Annotated in this window: 10 protein-coding genes; all 10 read left to right on the top strand. The window is 39.5% G+C overall.

The genetic code is table 11. The annotated features are described in order from the left end of the window. The first annotated feature begins 9 nt into the window (after positions 1-9). The 10 genes from proQ to AB6T38_RS04120 all read left to right on the top strand — a co-directional run bounded on the left by proQ (position 10) and on the right by AB6T38_RS04120 (position 15,716). Positions 10-660, top strand: a complete 651-nt coding sequence (proQ, locus tag AB6T38_RS04165) for an RNA chaperone ProQ (protein WP_372546124.1) — start codon at positions 10-12, stop codon at positions 658-660. Between the two features lie 4 nt (positions 661-664). Beyond that, the gene (gene prc / locus AB6T38_RS04160) at positions 665-2,710 is read left to right on the top strand and encodes a carboxy terminal-processing peptidase (RefSeq protein WP_348490422.1); all 2,046 of its coding nucleotides are present in this window, start codon (positions 665-667) and stop codon (positions 2,708-2,710) included. Positions 2,711-2,966: 256 nt separating this feature from the next. After that, a complete protein-coding gene (locus AB6T38_RS04155) occupies positions 2,967-4,304 on the top strand; it encodes a sodium-dependent transporter (RefSeq protein ID WP_372546123.1) in 1,338 nt (445 codons plus the stop codon). 13 nt (positions 4,305-4,317) lie between these two features. Further along, the gene (gene nhaC, locus AB6T38_RS04150; RefSeq protein WP_372546122.1) at positions 4,318-5,808 is read left to right on the top strand and encodes a Na+/H+ antiporter NhaC; all 1,491 of its coding nucleotides are present in this window, start codon (positions 4,318-4,320) and stop codon (positions 5,806-5,808) included. A gap of 48 nt (positions 5,809-5,856) precedes the next feature. After that, entirely contained in the window at positions 5,857-8,445 is a 2,589-nt protein-coding gene (pepN, locus tag AB6T38_RS04145) for an aminopeptidase N (RefSeq protein ID WP_372546121.1), read from the top strand. Between the two features lie 6 nt (positions 8,446-8,451). Next, positions 8,452-8,673, top strand: coding sequence for a DUF2835 family protein (locus tag AB6T38_RS04140; protein WP_372546120.1), 222 nt, complete (start codon positions 8,452-8,454; stop codon positions 8,671-8,673). A gap of 178 nt (positions 8,674-8,851) precedes the next feature. Continuing rightward, positions 8,852-10,930 carry a DUF1302 domain-containing protein gene (locus AB6T38_RS04135; protein WP_372546119.1) on the top strand — a complete coding sequence of 693 codons (2,079 nt, stop codon included), beginning with the start codon at positions 8,852-8,854 and terminating at the stop codon, positions 10,928-10,930. A 12-nt stretch (positions 10,931-10,942) separates the two neighbouring features. Further along, positions 10,943-12,310, top strand: a complete 1,368-nt coding sequence (locus AB6T38_RS04130; protein WP_372546118.1) for a DUF1329 domain-containing protein — start codon at positions 10,943-10,945, stop codon at positions 12,308-12,310. A gap of 62 nt (positions 12,311-12,372) precedes the next feature. Then, complete coding sequence (locus AB6T38_RS04125; RefSeq protein ID WP_372546117.1) at positions 12,373-13,395, top strand: WD40/YVTN/BNR-like repeat-containing protein; 1,023 nt, start codon at positions 12,373-12,375, stop codon at positions 13,393-13,395. Between the two features lie 5 nt (positions 13,396-13,400). After that, complete coding sequence (locus tag AB6T38_RS04120; protein ID WP_372546116.1) at positions 13,401-15,716, top strand: RND family transporter; 2,316 nt, start codon at positions 13,401-13,403, stop codon at positions 15,714-15,716. The last annotated feature ends 181 nt before the right edge of the window (positions 15,717-15,897 follow it).

The raw sequence follows: 15,897 nt of genomic DNA, 5'->3' as shown, positions 1-15,897 counted from the left end.
GTAGATTGAATGGAAAACCAACAAAAATTTTCGAATAGCAAAGAAGTTATTACTTTTTTAGCACAAACCTTCCCTAAATGTTTCTCATTAGAAGGTGAAGCGAAACCTTTAAAAATAGGTATCTTTCAAGAACTTTCTGAACGTTTAAAAGAAGATGATCGGGTAAGTAAAACGTTATTACGGGCTTCTCTTAGACATTACACAAACAGCTGGCGTTATTTACACAGTGTGAAAGAAGGCAGTTTTCGAATTGATTTAGATGGTAATCAAGGTGATGCCATTGAAAAAGAGCATGCTGAACATGCGTTAAAACAGTTGACTGAAAGTAAAGCTAAAGTGGCTGAAAAACGTAAACTAAACAACGCGTCTAAACCAAAACCTGAGAAAAAAAGTTCTAAAGAAAAGCGTGAAAAACAAAATCAAACGCAATTTAAGGGAACTAAACCCGCAAAACACAAACAAATTAAACAACCACCACCTGAAAAATTGACTGAATCAAATTTAGTGGTAGGGACCGAAGTTACCGTTAAGGTTGGAAAGAGTCCTCTTCCTGCGACTATTACCGATATCTCAAAAGATGAAGTTCACGTCCAACTGCAAACCGGTATGATAGTGAAAGTGCAAGCAGATAATTTGCGCTTAGCTCGACCTAAGAGGTAGTAATATGAATAAATTTGTACGCGTTTCTGTATATAGCGCATTATTTTGTTTAAGTGCTGGGGCGATCGCGGTTAATTCTACGAGTGAAGCTGTCGACATCCCTAGTTTAGTGCAAGAGTCACAACACTCTGCTTCAGCTAAACGAATAAGCTCTCATTTATTACGTTCCCATTATAAACCGATTAAAATTGACGATAGCTTGTCTGCTAAAACATTTGACCGCTACGTTAGAACCCTAGACTTCAATCGTAATTTCTTTTTGAAGTCTGATATCGATGCAATGGAAAAGTACCGTTTAAATTTTGATGAAGCCATTGCTCAAGGAAATTTAAACGACGCGTACAGTATATATTCTTTGAACTTAAATCGTCGTTTAGAGCGGTTTGAGTATGCCATCACGTTACTCGATAAACCTTTTGATTTTGAGAAAAAAGGCGACTCTTTGGAGTTTGATCGTGAAGAGGCGCCTTGGGCTGCATCCACCGCTGAATTAAATGAGTTGTGGCGTCAAAGAGTAAAATATGATGCCTTAAATCTAAAGTTGGCGGGAAAAACGGCGGAAGAAATTAAAGATCTTTTAACGAAACGTTATGAACGCGCAATTAAACGTCTTTCACAAACCAAAAGTGAAGATGTATTCCAAACTGTAATGCATTCTTTTGCCCGCAGCGTTGATGCCCACACAAGTTATTTATCACCGCAAAGTACCGATCGTTTTGATATGGAAATGAACCTGTCATTTGAAGGTATAGGCGCGGTATTACAAAGTGAAGACGATTATACGGTCATTCGCAGTGTGGTGCCTGGTGGTCCAGCTGAATTATCTAAAAAAATTAAACCTGAAGACAAAATTGTTGGTGTCGCGCAAGATCAAGATGATTTTGTGGATATTATCGGATGGCGATTAGATGAAGTGGTTGACCTTATTAAAGGCCCTAAAGGGAGTGTAGTTAAGCTACAAGTCTTGAAAGGTGCTTCTGAATCTAATGTTCCAGAAGTGGTAAGCTTAACCAGAGATAAAATTAAACTAGAAGACCGAGCGGCTAAGTCTGAAGTATACACACCAGAAACTGGCAATCACGCTGGTGAAAAACTTGGTGTTATTACCATACCGTCTTTTTATAACAATCTGCATTCTGACGTCAAAAAAGAACTTATTGATTTAAAAGAAAAAGGCGTGCGAGGAATCGTAGTTGATTTGCGCGGAAATGGCGGCGGCTCTTTAACTGAAGCAACGTTGTTGTCTGGATTGTTTTTCGACCAAGGTCCTGTGGTACAGATTCACGATGCTTCTGGGCGTACCCGAACTGAAAAAGATACTGATGGCATTACTTATTATGATGGTCCTTTAACTGTACTTGTTGATCGTTATAGTGCATCGGCATCAGAAATTTTTGCCGCAGCCATGCAAGATTATGGACGTGCCGTCGTTTTGGGTGAGCAAACCTTTGGTAAAGGCACTGTACAGCGTCACCGTCCCTTAGGACGTATTTACGATTTATATAGCAACCCATTGGGAAGTATTCAGTATACTATTGCTAAATTTTACCGCATTAACGGTGGTAGTACACAAAACTTAGGTGTGGTTCCAGATATCAAATTTCCTTCTGCAATTGACCCAGATGATTGGGGGGAAAGCCAAGAAGAAAATGCTTTACCCTGGGACAGCATTGAAAGAGTGAATTATTCTACATTTGGTGATACATCAAGTGCACTTACTGTAATGGAACAAAATCACTTAAAACGTATTAAAAATGATCCTGAATTTGCCTATATCTTTGAAGATATTCAGCGTTACCAAAAAGAAAAAGATAAAAAGACTATTTCATTGGTAGAGTCTGAACGAATCAAAGAAAAAGACGAACAAGAAGCTTTGCGTCTTAAAAGAGCAAACGAGCGTTTAGTAAGAGCAGGCAAAGAAAAAGTCGAAAAACTTGATGATTTACCTGAGGATATGGATGAAATTGATCCTTTCCTTGATGAAGCTGCAAGTATTACATTTGATTTAGTGTCTACAGGTATGTATGCATCTCATTCAGAGGGTAAGTAATTTTTAATGTATTAATGGGGGCTATTTTAAATAGCCCTTTTTTTATAACATAAAAAACGCATATTTTGTTTCAAAAGCATTGGCACTTACCAACTATAAAAGTATTGGATGGAACGTCATTAGCGACAACAGGCTATTTTTACTTTAGTCAGTCAAACCTAAAATAGGATTGTTTTGCGGTCATGACGGTTTAGTATAATATTCCTAGAATGGTTAAAAAAATTAGCTAAACACAATAATAATAAAAGGGTACGGAATGAACGCACGTGGAGAGTTTTCTTCTCGACTTGGATTTATCCTCGCAGCAGCTGGATCAGCTGTAGGATTAGGTAATATTTGGGGTTTCCCAACACAGGTTGCAAGCAATGGTGGAGCCGCATTTGTATTAGTTTACATCATCTTGGCTTTCCTATTAGCATATCCAGTATTAATGGCAGAATTAATTATTGGACGTGCTACCAGAGCAAATATGGTCGATGCCTTAGGGCAAATATCAGGCAGTAAAATAGGCCGGGCAACAGGCGCATGGGGCTTTGTTACTGTTTCATTAATTCTTGCTTTTTATGCCATCGTAGCCGGTTGGATGTTGGCATTTTTCTTAGAAACTGTTACTCATCTACTCGGTTTAGATACGGCATCTAGCTGGCTAACAAGTGAATCTATAACTCGTAATTTATTGTTTTGTGGCGTCTTTTTAGGATTAACTGCAGCTATAGTCACTGGCGGTGTTAGCAAAGGAATAGAACGTTGGTCTGTACGTTTAATGCCGACCTTAATGATAATTATCGTACTTTTAATTGTTTATGTGTCGCTGCAAGAAGGAGCTATTGAGGGGTGGAAAGCCTATTTAGTGCCTGATTTTAGCCGCATTATGGATCCTGCATTGTTAATTAATGCCATGGGACAAGCATTTTTCTCTATGTCTCTTGGTGTAGGTACCATGTTGGTGTATGGATCATATGTTAGTAAAAATGAAAAGTTACCGTCTTTGGGAGCCTCAGTTGCCTTGGTTGATATTGGTGTTGCTGTCCTTGCCGGGATGCTAATTATTCCCTCTATGTATGTAGCTTTGCATAACGGTGTACAGATATTTTCTGAAAGTGGCGCTTTAATTGCTGAGGACAGTCTTATATTCACGGTTTTACCTGCACTGTTCGATACTATGGGGCCCGTAGGAAATATTGTTGCGTTTGCGTTTTTTGCACTTATGGTAATAGCTGCACTAACGTCCTCCATTTCAATGCTTGAAGTACCCGTAGCTTATGTCGTCGAAAGCAAAGGAGTCAAACGTACTAAAGCCGTTTGGTTTCTAGCCAGCGGCGTGTTTATCGCAAGTGCTGTTATCGTGTTTAACTTTTCTAGTCTATTTGGACTAGTGATTAGTCTAACCACAAAGTACAGCCAACCACTTTTAGGATTAGCATTATGCTTGTTTGCAGGTTGGGTGTGGCGTCGAGATCAAATATTAGCGGAATTGAAGCAAGGAAATGAGAATGCTGAACATTCCTTATTCTGGAAAGTTTGGCCTTGGTACGTGAAATTTGTATGTCCCGTTGTCATTTCCATTATGTTCTATCGCTCAGTAATCGGATAAGGAAGTCAATTTAATGGACAATATTCCAAATAAAAAAGTCGCCAGAGACGCCTCGATTCTTGATGCCTTGATCCCAATAGTCATCTTAGTTTGTTTGTTATGCTCTTCTGTTTATTGGTACGGAAGTGATTCTTCCTTCGGACCAAATCAAATTGCCCTGATATTCGCCATGTTCATAGCATCGATTATTGGCATCAAAAATGGCTATACCTGGAAGGAGATAGAGGAGGGCATTGTCAATGGCATATCGCTTTCCCTTGGAGCAATCCTAATCTTATTAGCAGTTGGCGCATTAATTGGTTCTTGGATGTTATCAGGTACGGTTCCAACCTTGATTTATTACGGCCTAGAATTGCTCAATCCTTCTTTATTTTATACTGCTACCTGTTTAATTTGCTCTGTTGTTGCCATGAGTATTGGCAGTAGTTGGACAACCGCCGCGACTGTTGGTGTTGCCTTAATGGGAGTGGCTAATGGCATGGGAATGTCAGAAGCCATCACTGCTGGAGCTGTGGTATCTGGCGCTTATTTTGGTGATAAAATTTCGCCTTTATCAGAAACCACAAACTTAGCGCCGGCCATTGCTGGTACCAACTTGTTTGAACATATTCAGTACATGTTGTGGACGGTAGTTCCGAGTATCATACTGACGCTAATTATCTTTACGGTTTTAGGTTTTAATTCTAGTCAAGAGTCATCCGCGCAAAGTATTGCAGACATGCAAAACTTGTTAGCGTCGGAATTTAATTTAGGCTTACATTTACTCATTCCGTTGGTTGTTCTACTTATTTTAGCGTTGAAGAAGGTACCTGCCTTTCCAGCGGTATCTATTGGTGCAATTATGGGAGGAATTTGGGCCGCAATATTTCAGCCTGAAGTGGTACAAGGTTTTGCCACTGACGGTCGTGACGGAATAGTGGCAAGTATTACTGTTGTGTGGACAGCGCTTTATGCAGGTGTCAGCTTTACAACAGAAAGTGATGTGCTCAATGATTTATTAAGCCGTGGTGGCATGTCCAGTATGCTAAATACAATATGGTTAATCATGTGCGCATTAACCTTTGGTGCTGTGTTGGAGAAAGTTGGGCTATTAAAACGCATAGTAAGTGCCATTTTATTAGGTGCTAAATCTGCGGGTGACATGATTTCTCGAACAATATTAACCTGTTTCGCAACCAATGTGATTACGGCAGATCAGTATATGGCAATTGTAATGCCTGGCCGTATGTATAAAAACGAGTACGAAAAACGTGGATTACACCAATTAAATTTATCCAGAAGCTTAGAAGATGGTGGAACCTTAACCTCGCCATTAATACCGTGGAATACCTGTGGTGCCTATATGGGCGGTGTATTAGGGGTAAGTGCGTTAGATTATCTTTTCTATGCTTTTTTCAATCTCATTAACCCTGTTTTAGCTATTGTGTATGCTTATTTAGGGATTAAAATTCTCAGAGTCCCAATGCCTGCATACGCAGAATCGGTTACCTCTAAAGGTCAGTAAAAGCCTTTAGAGTAATCGGTATTTTTGTATTCTTAATTAGGTCTAAGTATGTCCGACAATCGTGATATTAAAGCAAAGCGCCGTTTAGATTATCAAGCTCCAGATTTTCTGATTTCAACGGTAGATTTGTCCGTAAAACTTGAACAGCCAAAAACTCAAATTAAAAGTCAGTTGCGTGTTAAACGTAACGGAGATCACCAACAGCCACTAGTGTTAGATGGTGAAGAGCTAACTTTAATCGATATCAAGTTAAATGGTAATAGCCTGACAAAGTATGAACAAACGTCATCCGCTTTAACCATTGAAAATGTGCCAGATGATTTCTATCTTGAAATTTATACAGAACTGGATCCTGCACTAAATAGATCGTTAGAAGGGCTGTATAAAACCGAAAATGCTTATTGCACCCAATGTGAAGCTGAAGGCTTCCGAAAAATAACTTACTTTATCGACCGGCCCGATGTTCTAGCCGAATATACTGTTACCATTTATGCGGATCAAAAAGCTTATCCCTATCTATTGTCAAACGGTAATAAAATAGACAGTGGTAAATTAGAAGATGGTCGCCACTGGGTAAAATGGCATGACCCATTCAAAAAACCCTGTTATTTATTTGCGTTAGTAGCAGGAGATTTTGATCTACTAGAAGATCATTATAAAACCACTTCAGGGCGAAAGGTTTTATTACAACTGTTCGTCGACAAAGGTAAATTAAATCGCGGGCATCATGCTTTAGCATCTCTCAAAAAAGCCATGGCCTGGGATGAACAAGTTTTTGATTTAGAATATGACCTTGATATCTATATGATAGTGGCCGTTGACTTCTTCAACATGGGCGCAATGGAAAATAAAGGGCTAAACGTATTCAACAGTAAATACGTGTTAGCCGATAGTGCCTCAGCAACAGATGAAGACTTTTTCAATATTGAATCAGTCATCGCCCATGAATACTTCCACAATTGGACAGGCAACAGAGTAACTTGTAGAGACTGGTTTCAACTAAGTTTGAAAGAAGGCCTAACGGTATTTCGCGATCAACAATTTAGTGCAGATATGGGCTCACCGGTTGTGAATCGGATTAAAAATGTCAAAGTGATGAGAGAGCATCAATTTGCAGAAGATGCGAGCGCCATGTCACATCCCATTCGTCCCGATGAAGTAATAGAAATGAATAACTTCTACACTGTAACCGTGTATGACAAAGGTGCGGAAGTTATTCGAATGATGCATACCTTACTTGGTCAAGAAGGGTTTAAAAATGGTATCGATTTGTATTTTAAACGTCATGACGGCCAAGCGGTAACTTGCGATGATTTTGTCAGCGCTATGCAAGATGCGAATCAGTTCGATTTATCACAATTTAAACGATGGTATGGACAATCGGGAACGCCTATTGTCAAAGTTAACGAAAGTTTCGATGAACTAAAAGGCGAATATACCATAGGGTTTGAACAAATAAATAATGCCACCGCTGATCAACTAGAAAAGCAAGATTTACATATTCCAATACGATTGGAATTGATAAATAGTTGTGGTGAAACCTCTGTTGAACTATTCCATCTTAAACAGTCTCAGCAAACTCTTACTAAAGCAGGGCTTGAACAAAAACCCACGGTTGCTCTGTTAACGGACTTTTCTGCTCCGGTTAAACTTGAATTTAATTATTCAGTGGATGCCTTATTAAAAATAGCGTTATCTGCAAAAGACGGTTATGCACGCTGGGATGCAGCGCAGACACTATTCAGTGAATTTTTACACGGTAAAACACCAGCTAGCTCTAAATTAAGTGTCAACTTTAACGCCATTGATAAATTAGTGGATGGGCTATTAAGCGAAACAAAGGCACCTTGTGATTTGGCTTTGATTGCTGAAATGCTGACCCTACCTAGCATCGAAACCCTAGGGCAACAAGTGTCTCGATATTATGTGATTGAATTAAACCAAGGCAGGAAAGAACTAGAAGTTTATATTGCAAAAACCTTTAGCGACGTGTTTTTAAGGGTCTACCAGTCTACCCAGCAATCTGGTTATGCATATCAGTCAGAACAGGTGAACAAGCGTAAGCTAAGAAATTTGTGTCTATATTACTTAGCGAAAACAGAGCAGGGTAATTCACTTGTTAGTAAACAATTCGAATCATCCGATAACATGACTGACTCACTAGGCGCACTTAAAGCCGCTCAAGCAGCAGTGCTGCCATGTTTCGAAGATCTTATGAATAAATTTGAACAGAAATGGGCCGATGATCCTTTGGTTTTAGACAAGTGGTTTGCTTTGCATGCTAGTTGTGAGATACCCGATATCCTGACCCGCTTAGATTTACTCATGAGTCATAAACAATTTAATCATGATAACCCTAACCGAGTAAGATCAGTTATTGGTACCTTTGCATTTTATAATGCAACGGGCTTCCATGCTATTGATGGTTCAGGTTATAAATACGTAACAGACTACTTAATGAAGTTGGATGCAAGAAATCCACAGGTTGCTTCACGCATCGTTACGCCGTTAACACAATGGCGAAAAGTGGATGATATTCGAGCTGACTTGATGAAATATCAATTAACTCGGTTACTTGCTCTACCGAGTTTAAGTAAAGATGTCTTTGAAAAAGTAAGTAAAAGCCTCAGTTATTAACATTATATGCGAACCTATTATTTCAATTTAAACGCTTCTTACGAAATGTGTGAGAAGCTTTATTTGACTACAAATAACGCCGTTATTCTATATTCAGAAAATGGTGAACGAATTCAACTCCCTACCTTTAATTTGCGGCCATTTGTTACTAGGCTCGGGTTAAATGGCCGTTTTCGACTTATAATTACTCCTGAAAATAAAGTCTTTTCATTTGAAAAAGTGACCTAATAACTCACAGTTAGCAATTGTGTGATTTTTAACCTGTTGAAAATGGTAGACTTTTACAAATTTTCAACTGGTACGATTTCTTCTTGCTATCGTGTCTAAATGATGTAATCATTTTGTGAATAATTTGATACTAAATAAATGTCGTCTTCATTTTCTGGCGACTAGGGAGAACTAAAATATGAAGTGTGGACCTTTGAAGTTTAAAAAGTCACCGCTTGCACTTAGCATAGCTGCCGTTTCTGTTATGACCTCCGCAAATCTTTATGCTGCGTCATGGGAGAAAGGGGATTGGTCGATAAACTTCGACTCAAACTTTTCACTCGGAACAAGTATTCGTGTTGAAGAACGTGACTTTTCTCTAATAGGTAACAGCAATCACCCCAACTTCGATTGGAGTAATTACAACGCAGCGACTAATGTCACTTATGCTTCATCTGATGTATGGGCAAGCGCAGACGGTGCTTATTCAACCAATGGTGACTTAGGTAACCTTAACTTTGATAAAGGCGAAGCTTTTTCAACCGTCTTTAAAGGGACCCATGAATTAGACATTCGCTATGACAACATGGGCTTTTTTGCTCGTGGCTTGTATTTTTACGATTTCGCGTTAAAAGATGGCACAAGAGATTGGGCTAACCCAATTACTGGTCAAATTCAGGATCCTTGTTCTGCACCGCAAGCGTCTGAGGAACTGTGTTCAGATGTTCGATTGTTAGATGCATTTTTCTATGCTGACTTTGATATTGGTAATGTACCAGTCACATTGCGTATAGGTGATCAAGTGGTAAGTTGGGGGGAAAGTACTTTCATCCAACACGGTATCAATACAACTAACCCTGTTGATGTTACTCGTGCACTAGCACCTGGTGCTGAGCTAAAAGAAGTATTCATTCCTGTAGGAATGGTTTTCGCATCTTTTGGACTAACAGAAAACCTTAGTTTATCCGCCTATTATCAATATGAGTGGGAACGTAGCAGGTTGCCACAAGCTGGAAGTTATTTCGCAACCAATGATTTTGCAGGCGAGGGCGGTCAGGCTCAAAACATTCAATTAGGCTTCTCTGGTAACCCAGATATTAATTTAGACTTCCTACTTGAAAGTTTAAATGGATTACGTTCAGCATTGTTAGCCGGGGCGGACTCTTCAGATATTGCTATGGCTTATTTGGCCTATCCTACTAAAGTGGCGGTAAGAGGATATAGTGACGCTGCTCATACAGATGCAGATGATCAAGGTCAGTACGGTATTAAGATGTCGTATTATTCAAGTGAATTGAATGATACGGAATTTAGTTTATACCATATCAATTATCATAGTCAGCGTCCGTTAATTTCAGGTACGACTTCCGATTTCACAAGCGCTGGTATTGCACAAGATATTGCCTTTTTAGCGGCTAACGAAATCACCCGTGACAACATCACCTCGTTAGATGCATTTACAGAAAGTCAATTTATGTACCCCGAAGATATTAAGTTATACGGTTTTAGCTTTAACACCAACGTTGGTGAAACAGCTGTGGCCGGTGAAATTGCTTATCGTGTTGATGAACCGCTACAAATCGATGATGTGGAATTGCTGTATACCGCAATGCCTGAACAACTTGCTAACGCAGGTATTCGTCCAGATTTTGAGGGTATATCACAAATGGGTAATATCGGACGCTCGGTTGGTCCAGGTGAAACTGCTGAGGGTTTTGTAGTATCAGATACCATGCAGGTGCAATTTACTACCACTCATGTTTTTGGTCCAACTTGGGGCGCTGATAACCTAATCTTACTTGGTGAAGTAGGTTATGTGAGTATAGAAGATATGCCCGATCCAAACGTTATTAGATTAAATGGCCCCGGTACATCGAGAACACCTTCTTTAGAGCCTTTGCGTGATGAAAGTGGTAATATTATTTCCACTCGAGAAGGTTTACATATAGGTTTGTCTGATGGGCCTGAAACAAACCCATTCCCAACAGATTACGCTTGGGGATATCGTATTTTGGCAGTAGCCGACTTCAATAATGTGTTTTCTGGTGTAAACCTTAGAACGCGAGCGACTTTCTCTCATGATGTTGAGGGGACAACGCCTGATCCATTGTTCTTATTTACAGAAGATGTGAAATCAGCGAACTTAACTTTCGAGTTTGATTATTTAAGCAAATTTTCAGCTGCAGTAGGTTACAGTAGTTACTGGGGTGGCATCGGTAATTCAAATGCACTTTCAGATCGCGACTTTGTATCAGTTAACTTCAAATATTCGATTTAAGAGAAAAACGAAATGATAAAGAATTTAGTAGTAACAACCACTGCTTTGGCATTGGCACTAAGTGTTTCGTTTGCTCATGCGAAAGTATCTCAAGAGCAAGCAGCGAAACTAGGTAACGAACTTACGCCATTAGGCGGAGAAAAAGCAGGTAATGCTGATGGCAGTATCCCAGCTTGGAACGGAGGAATTACAACTCCTCCAGAGGGTTATGAACCTGGTGACTTTCATCCAGACCCATTTCCTGGAGACAAAGTGTTGTTTACCATTAGCGGTAAAAATTACAAAGAATATGCAGACTTCTTAAGTGCTGGACAAATAAAGCTTTTTGAAACCTATCCTGATACTTATGAAATGCCTATCTACGAAACTCGCCGAACGGCTTCAAACCCACAATATGTGTACGATGCAGCGAAAGCTAATGCTTCTCGTGCTGAATTAGTTCAAGGTGGTAATGGCATCAAAAATGCCGCTGTTGGTGTACCTTTTCCTATTCCACAAACAGGCGTAGAGGCAATTTGGAACCATATTTTACGTTTCCGCGGTGAAGGCATTAAGCGCTACGGTGGTCAAGCAGCCCCTACCGCGTCTGGTGATTACACCGTGATAGGTTTTGATGAAATTTTATTGGTGGAATACGCCAAACGTGATGCAACGCCGGAAAAGCTACTTGAAAACAACATTCTTATGAAGTTTAAACAGAAGATAACGTCTCCTGCACGGCTCGCCGGAACAGCATTATTAGTTCATGAAACTATGGATCAGGTTCGCGAACCACGTCAAGCTTGGACTTACAATACTGGACAACGTCGTGTTAGACGCGCACCTAATATTGCTTATGATGCACCAGGTACAGCGTCTGATGGATTGCGTACTACCGATGATTTCGATATGTTTAATGGTGCTCCAGACCGTTACAATTGGGAATTAAAGGGTAAAAAAGAAATGTATGTTGCCTATAACAGCTATGCTTTGCATAGTGATAAGGTAAAATATGAAGAAATACTTACCCCAGGACACATTAATCCAGATTTAACGCGTTATGAAAAACATCGTGTTTGGGTTGTTGAAGCGACTTTAAAAGAGGGCTTCCGCCACGTTTATTCTAAACGCGTATTCTTCATTGACGAAGATAGCTGGCAAGTACAAGTGGTTGATATGTATGATAACCGCGGTGATTTGTACAAAGTAGCCGTAGCTCATGGATTAAATTTCTACGATGTTCCTGCACATTGGTCTACGCTAGATGTATACCATGATCTAAATTCAAGACGTTACTTGGCTCTTGGTTTAGATAACGAAGATAAAGTATATGATTTCTCGGTTAGACCTAGAGAAAAAGAATTTACGGCCCAAGCCCTAAGGCGAGAAGGGATACGCTAACTAGTAAATAACAACGGTTGGCTCTGCCAGCCGTTTTTGTAATTGAAGATGAAAAGAAGAAAATGAAGCGAAGTAAAATTTTAACAATTTTGTTTATCAGTTCTTTCAGTGCATTCTCAGCGTCTTCTGAAGAGTCTTATATGGCTCCTTTAGCTAAAGAATCACTATTATTGGACGTGGTAAAAAGCAATCAACAGATAGTCACTGTTGGTGAACGTGGTCATGTTCTAGTTTCAGAAGATGGCGAAAATTGGCAACAACAAGTCATTCCTACCTTATCTACACTCACGGCGGTAACTGCAGTTGATAATCAACTTTGGGCCGTGGGTCACGATGCAGTTATTTTACATCAGCAAGACCAAGGTCAACCTTGGGAAATTCAACTGTTCGCTCCTGAATTAGAAAAGCCGTTGTTAGATGTGGCGTTTTTAAATATTAATGAAGGGTTAGCGATAGGCGCTTACGGTACCTTTATGCGTACCCTAAATGGTGGTAAAACTTGGGATACTGAGGTTCATCTCGGTTTTCTTCATCCTGATGATATTGAATATTTAGAAGAACTGCGCTTGGAGGATGAAGAGTTTTATCGTTCTGAATTAGTTTCCATTTTACCTCACCTCAACAAAATTCTAGTTGTTGACGATAGCATTTATGTAGCAGGCGAGTCAGGGTTACTGGCTAAAAGTGACGATAAAGGCGTTACCTGGCAACGAATGGATGTGAATTACTATGGTTCGTTTTTCGATATACAACAATTGGACAATAATGACTTAATTGCCGTTGGTTTGCGTGGCAACATATTTAAATTGTCCGCTGAAGATAAAAGATGGGTATCGATTCAATCTGGCATAACCTCCTCGTTGAATATGATTATGCCCTTGTCAAACTCCCAATATGTTGCCATGGGGAATAGTGGCAATGTGGTTTGTGTTAACGGTAACAACGTCATAGATGCTCACTTTGATGACGGCAAAGCTATTAATGCAGCTGTTAAACATGAAAATATAATCCTTTTAGCAACAGCGGAAGGAATAAAAAGCGTTTTGTATAGCGATGACGAATCCGTTTGTGAAGGAATGAATTAAGACTTATGACTAAATTGATTGATTTTTGTGTCAGCATAATTTTTCGAAATCGGATTATTGTTGTTTTATTGTTTGCTTTAACCACCGCGTTTTTGGGTTATCAGTCCTCACAACTTAAGTTAGATGCGGGGTTCACTAAAAATATACCGTTAAACCATGAATACATGGTTAATTATATGAAGCATGCCAAAGACTTTGGTGGTGCTAATAGTATTTTGGTTTCAGTATGTGACAAAGACAGTGATATTTTTAATACCGAATTTTTCGACACTCTGAAAAATGTCCATGACCAGTTGTTTTTTATTAATGGTGTTGAACGCTCATTAGTGAAATCTTTGTTTTCTTCGTCTACGCGTTTTACCGAGATAGTCGAAGGGGGCTTTGCAGGCGGTCCAGTTATCCCAGCAGATTTCGATTCAACTAACTCAGATGCATTAGCGTTAGTGTCTCAAAATATTGATAAGGCAGGTATCGTTGGGCAGTTAGTCTCAGATGACTTTAAGTGTGCAATGGTATCCGCTCAGTTGCTCAATATTGATCCAACTACTGGGGAGAAGCTTGATACCCTAGTTTTGGCAGATCAGTTGGAACAGCAATTACGTGGTAAGTTTGAAAACGAAAATACCAGTATTCATATCATTGGTTTTGCCAAAATGATTGGCGATGTGGCCAATGGTGCCAAAGACGTGTTAATGTTTTTTGCCATTGCTTTAGCCATTACGGCTGTCATGGTTTATTTCTTCTCTAAATCAATCATGCTCACCATTTTACCTCTGTTATGCTCAGTAATAGCCGTTGTATGGCAATTAGGGTTATTAACAATTTTAGGTTTTGGCCTAGATCCTATGTCTATCCTAGTGCCGTTTTTAGTCTTTGCCATTGGCGTTAGTCACGGTGTGCAAATGATTAATGCCGTAGGTAAACGAGTCGTCGAAGGCGGCACTTCATTGTTTGCTGCGCAGAGTGCCTTTAGAACCTTGCTTATACCAGGCGGCATTGCATTGTTATCCGACACCGTTGGGTTTATGACGTTACTGGTAATCGATATTGGTATTATTCGTGAGTTAGCGATAACCGCTAGTTTAGGGGTCGCAGTCATCATTTTAACCAACTTGATACTACTGCCAGTGCTTATGTCCTATGTGAAATTTAGTGATTCATATAAGAATAAGTTTAAAAACAAGGAAAATCGCTCAGACACTTTTTGGAATACTATTGCCCATTGTTCAACTCCTAAGGTTGCCTATTTAATCTTGTTTGTCACCGCCGTATTATTCGTTTTTGGTTGGATACAATCTTCTAAAATGAAAATTGGTGATCTTCATGCTGGAGCTCCAGCTCTACATGAAAGCAGTCGTTATAACCAAGACACGTTTCTAATTACTGATAAGTACGCCATCAGTGTTGATTACATTTCTATCCTAGTAGAAACAAAACCTGAAGCTTGTACATCTTATGAAGTGATGAATGCAATTGATGAATTACAGTGGAAAATGGGCAACGTAGAGGGAGTTCAATCCACTGTTAGTCTTCCTTCTATCGCCAAGTTAGTCAACGCAGGTTATAACGAAGGGAATCCGAAATGGCGAGTTATTCCTAGAAATCAACAAACCTTAGTTCAAGCTATTGCGCAAATACCAACGTCCTCTGGTTTGCTAAATACGAATTGTTCTGTCATGCCAATCATCTTGTTTATGGAAGATCACAAAGCTGAGACGATTAAACGTGTAGTTGAAGCGGTGAAATTGTTCAGAGAGGATTACCAAACTGACGATCTTAAATTTAGTTTAGCATCAGGGCCTGTTGGTGTGATGGCTGCGAAAAACGAAGCTGTAGATGATGCCCAGAACCCAATGATGTTATATGTTTTTGGAGCCGTCATCATTTTATGCTTACTGAGTTTCCGCTCATTGCGTGCGACTATGTCGGTGGTCATACCCTTGTATGTAGTATCCGTACTCGCCCAAGCGTTAATGACGTTTTTAGAAATTGGCCTGACAGTTTCCACCTTGCCGGTTATCGCTTTAGGGGTAGGTATCGGTGTGGATTATGGTATTTATATTCTGTCTACTATGAATATAAAACTAAAATCGAGCATGCCAGTAAGACAAGCTTACTTTGAAGCCCTAAAAGAAAGAGGTAGTGCTGTTCTGTTTACTGGTATTACGTTAGCTGTTGGTGTGAGTACATGGGTATTTTCTTCTCTCAAGTTCCAAATGGATATGGGGATACTTCTGACCTTCATGTTTGTGGTCAATATGTTAGGTGCCATAGTGGTATTACCGGCACTTGCCGCAGTTTTCTGGCGAAAACAAAAATAAATTTTGCATAATTATATGCTTAAACTTCAATGAAAGGGCCATTCGGCCCTTTTTAATTAGATTCCCTGCATATTTATATTTTTTGTAAACATAAGGTTAATTTAGCCCTTTAAAAATCCGTATTTTTTAGCGAAAATAGCCCAAGTAAATTATCAAAAACTGTATATATCTCAGCATTTTG

Source organism: Aliiglaciecola sp. SL4 (genome assembly GCF_041538045.1).
Lineage (GTDB): Bacteria > Pseudomonadota > Gammaproteobacteria > Enterobacterales > Alteromonadaceae > Aliiglaciecola.
The sequence above is the reverse complement of the archived record's forward strand: the minus strand, read 5'-3'. Positions and strand labels throughout refer to the sequence as shown.